Consider the following 12,041-nt stretch of genomic DNA (forward strand, 5'->3'; position numbering starts at 1 on the left):
TTATTCTTTATGTGTAAACGACGTTAACGAGAATTGTGTATTATTAAGGTAATGGGGCGCGTCAGCTAGTCGCATGAACGAACCGGTTCAGGATCGCCTCGTCACACTCCGTCGAAGTCTCCACCGCCATCCCGAACCCGCGTGGCGGGAGTTCTACACGACCGCTCAACTCGTCGAGGAAATTAGAGCGATCGGCGTCGACGAACTCGCTGTCGGCCCCGACGCCTACGATCCGGGTGACCGAATGGCCGTTCCCGCCGACGAAGAACTCGCATGGTGGGATCGACGAGCGCACGAGCGCGGTGCCGACCCGGAATTGCTCGAGCGAATGGCTGGCGGAAACACAGGAGCCGTCGCAGTTCTCGAGTGCGGCGACGGACCTCGGATCGGCCTCCGAGTCGACATCGACGGCCTGTTCGTCGAGGAGGCCTCGGGCGACGACCACGTGCCGGACGCCGAAGGCTTCTGCTCGGAAATCGAGGGGACGATGCACGCGTGCGGGCACGACGTTCACATGACTTGGGGACTAGCCGTTCTCGAGGCGATCAAAGAGAGCGATTTCTCTGGTCAGCTGGTGGTCTTTTTCCAGCCCGCAGAGGAGGTAAGTGGCGGCGGCTGTCCGATGGCAAAGAGCTCCTTCGCCGACGACCTGGATTACCTGCTCGCGATCCATGTGGGTCTTGACCACCCAACAGGACAGGTCATCGCGGGCATCGAGAAACCGCTCGCGATGTGTCACGTCGACGTGACGATCGAGGGAACGTCTGCCCACGCGGGAAAGGCCCCGCAGGAGGGCGACAATGCGATCCAGGCTATGGGAACGGCGATCGAGAACACCTACGGAATCCCCCGTCACAGCGGTGGGATGACCCGGATAAACATCGGTCACGCGGAGGCGGGAACCGCGAGCAACGTCATCGCCGAACGCGCCCACCTCGAAGCCGAAGCACGGGGTGAAACGACGGAACTGATGGAGTACGCGAAAGCCGAACTCGAGCGTGTCATGCGATCCGCCGCGACGATGCACGGCTGTCGGGCCGACGTAGACGTGATTAGTGAGTCGCCGCGAGCTGACAGCGATACGGAACTCGTCGACGTCATCGCGACCGTTGCGGGTTCCGTCGAGGGGATCGACGACGTCGTCCCCACTGCCGATTTCGGCGCGAGCGAGGACGCCACGTTTCTGATGGAACGCGTACAGGAAGACGGCGGCTTCGCGTCCTACCTGATCGTCGGTACCGACCATCCGACGAGCCACCACACGCCGACGTTCGACGTCGACGAGGCGAGCCTCGAGCACGGCGTCTCGGTGCTGGTCGAGACGATCCGAGAACTCGAGCACCGACATCCGATCCCCGGGTTGGAGGAGCGTTCCAGCACGCGGGCGGAAGAACGTCCCGTCTCGCGTTCGGAGGGCGAGAAATGAGCGGGGATCGCGTCTCGCTCGAGGACATCGAAGCCGCCGGAGAACGCATCGACGGCGTCGTTCACCGCACGCCGCTCGACACGTCCCGGACGTTCGCCGAGATGAGCGGTGCCGAATCGGTCGCGCTCAAACTCGAGAACACCCAACGGACGGGGTCGTTCAAGATTCGCGGCGCGTACAACACGATGGCCCAGCTTTCGGATGCGGAACGCGACGCCGGGGTCGTCGCCTCGAGTGCGGGCAACCACGCACAGGGGGTGGCGCTGGCCGGCGACGTACTCGATATCGAAACCACCATCGTCGTTCCGGAAGTCACACCCGCCGCGAAGATCGAGGCGACCCGCGGCTACGGAGCCGAGGTCGTCGTGGAGGGGAAGATCTACGAACGATCCTACGAGTACGCCCTCGAGCGGGTCGACGAGACGGGCGAGACCTTCGTTCACCCGTTCGACGACGAGGCGATCATCGCGGGCCAGGGAACGATCGGGCTCGAGTTGCGAGCACAGTATCCGGAACTCGATACCGTGCTCGTCGCCATTGGCGGCGGCGGACTGATCTCCGGCATCGGAACCGCGCTGAAGGCCACGGATTCGGATATCCGCGTCGTGGGCGTCCAGCCCGAAGGCGCCCTTCACGCGAAGCCGTCGCTTGAGGACGATCGAATTCACGAACTCGAATCCGTCGACACCGTCGCGGAAGGAATCGCCGACACCAGAATGCTCGAGACGACCTTCGCGGTTGCTCGCGATGTCGTCGACGACGTGATCGCCGTCAGAGACGACGAGATGGCCGTCGCCGTGACGCTACTGGCCGAACGCGCCAAGACGGTCGCGGAAAGTGCTGGAGCCGCACCGCTCGCGGCTGCGCTCTCGGACTCGAACTCACTCGATCTCGAGGGCGAACACGTCGGTATCGTCGTCTCGGGCGGCAACGTGAACCTCACCGAGCACGCGGAACTGGTTCGAACCGGATTGGGGGAACTCGAGCGTTATCTCGAGGCCAGGCTGGCCGTCGACGGCTGGCCCACAGCGCTCGGCGAGCTCATCGAGACGGTCGAGGACTGCGGAGCCGAACTGGACGTTCTCGAGCGCGCTCGCCGTCGCCCCGTCGATCAGCCAAATCGCGTTCCGGTGACGACCGGACTCGAAGGGAGCGGTCCCGAGCATCTGTCAGGCGTTCTCGAGGCACTTGAGGAATTGGACGAGATTTCGGTGCTCGAGTCTCGATAAACGGGGCGGAAGTGCGGTCCTCGGATCCCGATAAACCGTCAGCGGGCTGGTTTTCTCCGAACAATCGAATTCCATGCCGAGAAGACAATTTTCTCTGCACGGGAAGAGCGGAAGAAGCGACTGTCGTCAGCCCGTTGTTCTGAGTCAAATAGCTCCCCGTTTCCTGATAAATAGCGCACCGGTGGCTGTGAATCTCGTTCGCTTCCGGTCGGGTAAGTTTGGGGGGAATAAATCACCGTTCGTGGACATTTTTTAGTATTGCCGCCATAGTGGAAACTTCATGGGTGAAACAGTTGAGGCCGACGATCGAGGTCGGATCGTCATTCCTCACGAGATCCGTGGGAAACACGGCGACCGATATCGGGTCGTCGAACGCAGAGATCGGGTCGAATTGATCCCGCTCCACGACGATCCGATCGAAGGACTCCGCGATGCCGTCGGCGACGCATTCGACGATACATCGATCGAGGAGATCAAACGAGAGTCCCGCGAGACCGCTCGAGAAGATGCGTTAGACGAACTGTCTGGAAACCGGTGATGATCTACGCTGACACGGACTTCTTTACCGCGTTACAAACGACCGTCTCTCGAAAGAAGAATTCGACTACCTAATCCGTCGCTATCGAATCGTGGAAAGCCCGTGGGATGCCCGGGGGATGCCTATGGGACGAGAGGGGTGGAGATGAAGGCTGAGTGGGGATGGGTGGAATGGAGGGCAAACCGTGTTGCCCACGGGTATTCACCACTTGGAGTCGATTCAGTATAAAAACTCTACCTGATCCCCGAAGTTTGGGAATGGGGTGGTAATTGTATCTACTACGGCGTTTCAGCGGTTTCGCTCGATCACCGCGATCGTGTCCGCGAACTCAACACGGTTCCGAACGAACCGAAGCTTCCACCCGGGAGATACCGTTAGGCCGCTCTCGCGCTCTTCCCGACCGAATCGATCGCCTCGAGAAAAAGCCCTCCCCCAAGCGCGATTTCGCGTTCGCTCGAGTCCAGCGGCGGGAGCAGCCGAATCGTCTTTTTGCCACAGCCCAGCGTCAGCAATCCGCGTTCGAGCGATTCCTTCACGACGGCGTTGCGACGTTCGGTCGTGTCGAACTCGACGGCGAGCATCAGCCCTTTGCCGCGCACGTCCTCAACGTAGTCCGGCGCGTCGTCGCGAAGCAGTTCTTTGGCTTGCTCGCCGCGTCGCGTGGCGTTTTCGAGCAGACCGTACTCCTCGATGGCCTCGAGGGTGAACGCGCCCATCATCGACCCGAGCAGGTCGCCGCCGCCGAACGTCGAGCCGAGCCGGTTCTTTTCCGCGGGGAAAATTTCCGACCGCGAGATGGTCGCACCAACGCGAAGCGCTTTGGCGCTGGCGATCACATCTGGTTCGATCGGGTAGTGATCCGACGCCCATATCTTTCCCGTTCGGCCAACGCCGGATTGGATTTCGTCGACGACGAGCGGGATGTCGTACTCGTCGGTGACGTCCGCGACCTCGCGCATGAACGCCTCGCTGGGGAAGCGATAGCCGCCGACGCCCTGGATCGGCTCGAGGGTGAGAAAGGCGATTTCGTCGGGGTTGATGTGGCCTCCCTCGGGCGAGAGCGAGTTTCGGAGCCGCGAACCCGATCCGGTAAAGAATCCGCAGTCACACGTCTCTGCGCTACAGCCGCGGTCGGCACAGAACGGTATCGTCTCGATGCCGCTGATTTCGGGATACTGGCGCGTGTAGATCTCCTTGGATTTCGTCAGCGACAGCGTTCCGAGGGTACGGCCGTGAAAACTCCCTTCGAACGCGACGCCGTATTTTGCGGGGGCCCGGTGGTCGTGCGTTATCTTCATCGCGTTCTCCATCGCTTCCGCGCCGGAGTTCGAGAGGAAGACGGTGTCCATCCCGTACTGACTCGAGATATCGACCAGTTTTGCCATCAGGTGACTCGAGCCCGGAACGTCGGACTCGTCGGGGGTTGGCCCTGCCCCGAAGTACATGTCCTGGCCCGCGATTTTCATCGGCTCGACGAGGTCGAACTCCCGAAGCTTGTCGAGAAGTTTCTCGTTGTTGTATCCGAGCGGCGCTGCACCGATGTGACACGTAAAGTCCAGCAGAACGTTTCCGTCGACGTCGGTGACGAACGGCCCGTCGGCCTCGCGAGTGATATCCCAGACGAACTCGTGGGAGTACTCGCTCGGTGCCGCGTTGGCCCCGTGAAACTCGACCCACTCTCGAGCGTTCGGTCCGGGGAACGCGGCCACGTCGGGCTCCGCCGTGCTCCTATCCATACACAGAATATGTGTATGACATACATTAAAACTTGTTATAGGCTGTCTCACCGGTTCGGACGGCGGTCGGTTGGTTTCTCGAGTCTTCCGCCCAATTTTCGGTTCGGTCTTTGTGACGGTGAAGTCGAATTCCCACTGCCCGTTAGTCGTCGTCGCCAGGATCGACGCTCGTCGGCGGATCGCTATCCGATTGCTCCTCGCTCGTACCGATCAGCACCGTCTCCTCTTGGAGCAGGATTCGACCTTCCGTCGCGCTGAAGTTCTTGATAAGCGAGAGCATCGCGAGGAAACAGACGAACGCGAACGGGGCGCCGGTGATGACGACGGCCTGCTGTAACGCATCGGCGCCGCCTTCGCCGCCGAGAATAATGAGGATCGCGGCGGTTAATCCGAGAACGATTCCCCAGAAGATTCGGTTTATGCTCGAGGGACTCGCTTTCCCACCGGTCGTCATCATCGAGACGGCGAGGGTCGACGAGTCGGCAGATGTGACGAAGAAGGTGGTTACGAGGACCATGAAGACCAATATCAGGATCGAACCGACCGGCAACGTCAATTCGGCAATCCCCAGATTCACCGAAAACTGGAGCGCGTCGAAGAGAATAAAGCCGGAGGCTTCCGCACCGGCCTCTCCCGCAAGCACTTCGCCGAAGTCGGCAACACCGTTGTGTTGGGCCCAGACGGCGGTTCCGCCGACGAAGGTAAACCACGGAATCGTCGCCGCGGAGGTCGCAACGATCCCTGTGAACGCGACTTCGCGGACGGTTCGTCCCTTGGAAATTCGCGCGATGAACAGTCCGGCAAAAGGCGACCACGAGAGCGCCCACGCCCAGTAGAAGACGGTCCAGGCTTCGACCCATCCGGTCCCCCCTTCACCGGCACCGGTGTACAGGCTCATCGCCGTAAAGTCCGAAATCATGCCGCCGACGGCCTGGGAGCCGAGCAAGAGGAGGAACATGGTGGGCCCCACGATGAAGGTCGTAATCATCAGCCCGACGAACATGATCATGTTGAAGTTCGAGAGCCGACGGATTCCCTTGTCGATCCCGAGAACCATCGAAATCGTAAACAAGACCGTCATCATCGTCACCACGAGAAGCACGCCAACGTCGCCCAAATTGATCCCCCACTGGTAGTCGAGTCCGCTGACGAACTGGCTCCCGATGAAGCCCAGCGAGGTCGCGACGCCGCCGATCGTCGCGAACACTGCGAGGATGTCGATCACTTTCGCAGCCGGCCCGTCGAGATTGTCAGCACCGAGTATCGGCGTGAGCGCCGACGAAACCCGAAGGGGCACGTTGTCGTAGTTGTACGCGAAGTAGCCGATCGCAATTCCCATGATGGTGAAGACGGCTAACTGCGGCAACGCCCAGTGGAACAGCGTTTGTTGCACCGCGAGCGAAATCGCCTCGCTCGAGCCGCCGGTTGCGCCGAACAGCGGATTCGGGTCGTCATAATAAAACAGCGCTTCAGTCGGTCCCCAGAACACGACGCCTGCGGCGAACCCGGCCGAGTACAACATCGCGAAAAACGAGAGGAAACTGTACTCCGGATCGCCGTCTCCAAACTTGATCTTCCCCCACGGCCCGACGATCAAGAAGAGCAAGAAGACGACGATCAAGAAGACGATCACCAGTAGCGCCCAGCTCAGGTAGCTGAGCATTTCGTTGTGAACGACTTCGATTCCGGTCGAAACGGCGTCTCGGTCGACGAAGAACGCTGCGATCACGCCGACCGAAAGCAACGCACCGAACACGAAGACGACTGGATCGAGTTCCTCGAGGAACCGATTTACCATCCCGCGGTCTGCATCACTCATTGCTATTCACCTCCAATTCCGCGGTAGAGCGTGTCGTTCGGCGACACCATCCCTGTCTCCACGTAACACATACTATGCTTTGCGAAAGCATACCGAACTTGTCGTTAGTCTATGGTATAAATATTTCCTTTTTGTAACTGGCATATACAGATTTTGTTTATACAGAACGTCCAACTACGCGTCGTCAATCTCGGATTGAACTGACCGAATGTGTAGAATCCACTGGAAGAACGGTTTGAACGGATTCCTATCGAGTTACCACGGATCGGTAATAGCATAAAATCGGCATGAAACCTCCGTTTACGCAGGGAGAATATCACGTTCAAGCGTGTTTGTCGAATGCGACGAGCGGATTCCGCAATTCCGGACCGATGTCCGCGCCTGCAAATGAGCGATTGATCGGCCCGAACGGGGGCTTTCATTTCGCTTCGTGCGACTCAACGAGCCCGTTCGTATCAGCGGGGATATTCGATCCGAACTCAGTCGATTCGGATTCAGTCGACCCGGGCTCTCTCGTACGACCCACATCTCGTACGACCCACAGGTAATCCGTTACGCGTACGACACCCTCAGGTATCGAGTTGTTGGAGTCACCGCTGCCCAAGCGTTGTGTATCAAAGGGTAGGGGTAGTAGAGATCAGGCGTCGGATTCGACGCCACGGGTGATCCCTTTTGGAGACGGGTGGGTGTGATAGTGGTCGGATCGTCGAAATTGACGGCGGCCTTCCCCCCGTCATGTACGTAATGCAACCAACACTAGATAGCTATAGGGTCGATAAAGCGAGTTTTCCCTTTCGTTGGTTTCTGCTCAACTGTTCTTCCTGTTCAAATTGTTCACCGAGTGTCTTGAGTCGTGAACCAGCGTGTATCGCTATTGCTACCAGACGTTCCTGGGTTCTACCATTGACAGCTGATACACCGACGGCTGATACTGTAGAATCGTCGGTGTTCGTGAGTCTGTCCTTTCGGTGAACGATTGTAGAACCCCGAATCCGAGCGGCTGATGGCGAACTCGTCCGGCTCCGTTCCCGCCCCACGTCGGTTGGTCTGTCCTCATCCAGCGAAGCGACGACAAAGGCAGTACGGAGTGCAACTCAGTTCGTCAGTTTCTCGAGTTTCTGTTCTCGTGTCTCGGTGCTCTCGTTGATTTTCTTGGTGTACTCGTCGACGCGGTCTTTGATCTCCTCTCGAGCGTCGTCGGGCGAGAATTCGTCGGACATCGTCAGCAACCGGACGAACGCCCGTAGTTCCTCGTCGGTGAGCTGGGCAAACTCCTCGTCCTCGAGTTTTTCGACCACTTCGTCGACGTCGATCTGGCCAACGGGGTCAACGTTGAACTCGACGTTGACCATCCGGTAGTTCGACCCGGCGAGTCGCTGTTCGGCTTTGCCGACTCCCTCGGAGAGCATGTCCTTGAACGGCGTGTGATAGCCCATCGTCCCGAGGTGCAAAAACGCGAGCATGTCGGTGATACCCTGCGTGTAGGCGTCGCGCTCCTCGTCGTCGGGATCGAAAACCGTGTTCCGATCGCGTTCTTCCATATATTCGAAGAGGATACTGAAATCGAGCACCGCGTTTCGAACTCGTCTTCGAATGCGATTTCGTTTCTGTTTCTTCGAGTGGTCGGTGTAGTCCGTCTTCCGTCCGAGCAAGAAGTCACGATCCGATGGTGTGAGGATACCACGAGGGCGATCCGCGTCCGCTGCCGTCCGAAGCGACTCCGGCATCTCGTCCTGACTCATACAGTGAACACGGGTAGCCCCCGAATTAATGCTTCTGATCCGATAAATGTGATGGTTGGCGAACAGGTTCGCAGAGAACGCGATCCGGATCCGAGCACGAACGGCCTCACTGCTCCCGGTAATGCCGCTGTTTCGACGGTTCTCTTCGGTCGAGAATCTGGAAACGGTACAGACCGACTACACACCTCGCTCGATATCCGGTCGTGAGAAGAGGCCCCCTAGTGGTGTCGATCCGAGCATTCGACGATAGCGTCAGCGAGGACCGAAACGCCGATCTCGAGGGTTTTTTCGTCGATGTCGAACGTCGGGGTCTGCTGATTCGTGGGTGAATCAGTTCCGACGAGGACGTACGAGGCGAGTCCGCCGTTGTCCTTGACGTGTTCCATGAGGAAGGTAGCGTCCTCGCTCGCGCCGAACTCAGCGGTGGGCACGACCGAATCGACGCCGTCGACGGTACTCGCGATTTCACCGACGATGTCTCGAAGCGCCGGATCGCTATCGACGCGGGGCGACTCGCTTGTGACGCGCGGGGTCACGTCGCAGTCGTGCATCTCCGCGGCTGCGTATAGTACACGCTCGAGTTCGGTTCTGGTGTACTCCATCAGTGCCGTCGTCTCGCCGCGGACTTCGCCCTCCAGCGTGATTTCCTCGGCGATGACGTTGCTCGCGGTGCCGCCTTCAATGTGACCGAAGTTGACTCGGGTCATTCCGTTGCTGTGGCGCGGAATCGCGTAGGCGTTCTGGACGGCGCTCGCGACGGCCTGCATCGCGTTGGCACCGTCGTTCGGCGCTTTGCCCGCGTGGGCGCTCGCCCCCTCGAAGGTTACGGTCAAGTGAGCCATCGCCAGCGGCTTCTCGGCGCCCGCCACGACCGTTCCGGTCGGATCGTCGTGTCCGATGTGAACGGCGAGAAGATAGTCGACGTCGTCGAGATAGCCGCCTCGGGCCATCGCCCGGCCGCCGCCGGAAATCTCCTCCGCCGGCTGGAAGAACACTTTGAACGTCCCCGAAAAGTCGCTTCTCTTCACCGCCTCGAGGGTCCCGAGCCCCATCGCGATGTGTCCGTCGTGACCGCAGGCGTGCATGTACCCGTCGTGTTCGGACCGAAACCCTTCGTCCGCGGGTCGATGGCCGGGCTCGTTCGACTCCCGCAGGGAGATAGCGTCCATATCGACTCGAAGCCCGACGCACGGTTCTCCCCCACGGACACCGCCGATGGAGTCGGTTTCCTGTCCGCTATCGCCGCCGTGACCACTGTCGGGGTTCCCCTGTTCGATAACCGCGACGACACCGGTGTGACCGTCCGCAGTTCGCTCGAGAATATCGTCCCGAACGCCCGCCTTGCGCGCTCGCTCGAGCCACGGCTCGAGATCATCGTCGTCGGGTACGGCCATTCGCGCTTCCGACGAGAGCGCGTCCCGCCCGACGGCGATTTCGTCGACGCCGATTCGCTCGAGTTCCTCGACGATTCGGGCCGTGGTTCGGAACTCACACCAGCCGGGCTCGGGGTAGCGATGAAACGCCCGTCGTAGCTCGGTCAGCCTGTGTCGTCCGTCGTGTCCCATCGTAGTCGTCACAACGAAGGGGGGATACTTAATCGTGGTCGATAATCGCACACGGCACCATCGCGATCGGTGTAGAATCTCGTCTGCGGTTCGCCGTTCGGTCGGGATACTGTCCGCAGTTGTGCGGTCGTGAAGTCGGATCGTGAAGTCGGATCGTGGAGTTGGATCGTAGAGTCGGATATCTCTAGTCAAGCGAAGCGATCGCATCCAGTTCGACGCGGATGTCGTCGGGGAGCCTCGACGCTTCGATGCAGACTCTGGCAGGGGGCGTCTCGCCAAACCTGGCACCGTAGGCCCGGTTGACTTGCTCGTAGTCCTCGAGATCCGTGAGATAGACGGTGACTTTGACCACGTCCTCGAGACTGTTCCCGCCGGCTTCGTCGACGACCGCGGCGATATTGTCGAGGATCTGGTCGGTCTGTGCCGCGATATCGCCGTTGACGACCTCGTCCGTCGCCGGATCGACTGGCCCGTACCCGGAGACGTAGAGTGTCCCATCGTCGCGGACGCCCTGCGAGTAGGGGTTGTCGTTGCTCGGCGCACCGTCGGTTTCGATTGGTTCGGGTTCGGTCATCCGCGATCAGTTCGCTCCGGTCGTCTGTCCGATCGCCTCCACGACGACGTCGAGGGCCGTCTCAGCAAGCTCGTGAGTGAGCACGAGCGGTGGGAGGAATCGCAAGACGTTGCCGTGGCGACCGGCCGTCCAGACCAGCACGCCCCGTTCGAAACAGTACTGCTGGATGTCGTCGACGAGGTCGCCGTCCGGACTCCCCGTCTCGTCGACGAACTCCGCGCCGATGAACAGGCCGCGGCCGCGGACGTCCGCGAGACGTTTGGTACCGTCGGCGGCCTCGTGGAGCCGATCCCGAATGTACTCACCAAGTTCGCGGGCGTGCGAGAGCAGTTCGTGTTCCTGAATGTACTCGATCGCACGAGTACCGGCTCGCATGCCGACGACGTGGCCACGATATGTTCCGGCATGGTCGCCCGGGCCCCAGGTATCGAGATCTTCGTGGTACAGCGTCGCAGAGAGGGGGAAACCGGCACCGCCGAGGGCTTTCGCCGAGGTCATCGCGTCCGGCGTGACGCCCGCCCAGTCGCTCGCCCACCACTCGCCGGTGCGGCCGAGTCCGCTCTGAATCTCGTCGAACACAAGGACGATGTCGTTGTCGTCTGCGATATCACGCAATCCCTGCAGGAAGCCCGCCGGCGGCGTTACGATGCCACCTTCTCCCTGGATCGGCTCGACGACGATACCGGCCGGGTTGGCAAGGCCGCCGTACGGATCTTCGACGATGGCCTGGACCTCCTCGAGTGCGTGATCGACGGCCTCCTGTGGTTCCTTTTCCTGTCGGAACGGGTCCGGATACGGCGCGTGGACGACGTCAGCGAGCAACGGCGTGTAGTGTTCTTTGAAACTCTTGTTCGACGTGAGACTCATCGCCCCCGTCGTCGCGCCGTGGTAGGCCCCGCGGAAGGCGATGAGTCCATCGCCGCCCGTGTTGTACTTCGCGAGTTTGATCGACGCCTCGATGGCGTCGCTGCCCGTCGGTCCGCCGAAGACGACGCGATTTTCCCCCTGTAATCCCGACGGGGCGATTTCATCGAGTTTTTCAATCAACTCGAGGCGAGCCTCGGTCGGGAAGTCGACCGTGTGCACGAACTTGTCCGCCTGCTCGTGGACGGCCTCGAGAACGTACGGGTTCGAGTGGCCGACGTTGAGCACGCCGATTCCGGCGAACATGTCGATGTAGGTGTTGCCGTCTACGTCCCGTACCGTTGCTCCCTTTCCATCCTCGAACGCGATCGGAATATCGTTCGGGTAGGCGACGGCGCTGCTGTCGATCTCGCGTTGTTTCTCGAGGAGCCTCCTGGTGTTCGGTCCGGGAACGTCCTCGACGTTCGGTGCGTCTTCGAAGTGAATTTCCTCGATGGGCGGTCCAGCCGTCATACGTGGTATCAGGTGAAACAATTATAAAAAAGTGT

General features: G+C 60.3%; 9 protein-coding genes. 3 read left to right on the forward strand and 6 right to left on the reverse strand.

Features of this window, described 5'->3' with window-relative positions; genetic code table 11:
* The first annotated feature begins 73 nt into the window (after positions 1-73).
* From ACYQ14_RS20935 to ACYQ14_RS20945, 3 genes are all read left to right on the forward strand, one after another.
* Complete coding sequence (locus ACYQ14_RS20935) at positions 74-1,426, forward strand: amidohydrolase (RefSeq protein ID WP_459891130.1); 1,353 nt, start codon at positions 74-76, stop codon at positions 1,424-1,426.
* Complete coding sequence (ilvA, locus tag ACYQ14_RS20940) at positions 1,423-2,655, forward strand: threonine ammonia-lyase (RefSeq protein WP_459891132.1); 1,233 nt, start codon at positions 1,423-1,425, stop codon at positions 2,653-2,655. Before ACYQ14_RS20935 ends, ilvA begins: the two co-directional genes overlap by 4 nt.
* 280 nt (positions 2,656-2,935) lie before the next feature.
* Positions 2,936-3,193: an AbrB/MazE/SpoVT family DNA-binding domain-containing protein gene (locus tag ACYQ14_RS20945; RefSeq protein ID WP_459891134.1), complete on the forward strand. Its 258-nt coding sequence runs from the start codon at positions 2,936-2,938 to the stop codon at positions 3,191-3,193.
* Positions 3,194-3,567: 374 nt separating this feature from the next.
* Here ACYQ14_RS20945 and ACYQ14_RS20950 read toward each other — a convergent pair whose 3' ends face one another.
* The 6 genes from ACYQ14_RS20950 to ACYQ14_RS20975 all read right to left on the reverse strand — a co-directional run bounded on the left by ACYQ14_RS20950 (position 3,568) and on the right by ACYQ14_RS20975 (position 12,006).
* Positions 3,568-4,929, reverse strand: a complete 1,362-nt coding sequence (locus tag ACYQ14_RS20950; RefSeq protein ID WP_459891136.1) for an aminotransferase class III-fold pyridoxal phosphate-dependent enzyme — start codon at positions 4,927-4,929, stop codon at positions 3,568-3,570.
* A 142-nt stretch (positions 4,930-5,071) separates the two neighbouring features.
* The gene (locus tag ACYQ14_RS20955) at positions 5,072-6,748 is read right to left on the reverse strand and encodes a BCCT family transporter (protein WP_459891137.1); all 1,677 of its coding nucleotides are present in this window, start codon (positions 6,746-6,748) and stop codon (positions 5,072-5,074) included.
* 1,094 nt (positions 6,749-7,842) lie between these two features.
* Positions 7,843-8,490: a DUF8102 family protein gene (locus ACYQ14_RS20960; protein ID WP_283837789.1), complete on the reverse strand. Its 648-nt coding sequence runs from the start codon at positions 8,488-8,490 to the stop codon at positions 7,843-7,845.
* A 218-nt stretch (positions 8,491-8,708) separates the two neighbouring features.
* Complete coding sequence (locus tag ACYQ14_RS20965) at positions 8,709-10,055, reverse strand: amidohydrolase (RefSeq protein WP_459891139.1); 1,347 nt, start codon at positions 10,053-10,055, stop codon at positions 8,709-8,711.
* Between the two features lie 184 nt (positions 10,056-10,239).
* Complete coding sequence (locus tag ACYQ14_RS20970; RefSeq protein WP_459891141.1) at positions 10,240-10,629, reverse strand: Rid family detoxifying hydrolase; 390 nt, start codon at positions 10,627-10,629, stop codon at positions 10,240-10,242.
* Between the two features lie 6 nt (positions 10,630-10,635).
* Positions 10,636-12,006, reverse strand: a complete 1,371-nt coding sequence (locus ACYQ14_RS20975) for an aspartate aminotransferase family protein (RefSeq protein ID WP_459891142.1) — start codon at positions 12,004-12,006, stop codon at positions 10,636-10,638.
* Positions 12,007-12,041: the final 35 nt, after the last annotated feature.

This window comes from Halostagnicola bangensis, from assembly GCF_054653435.1.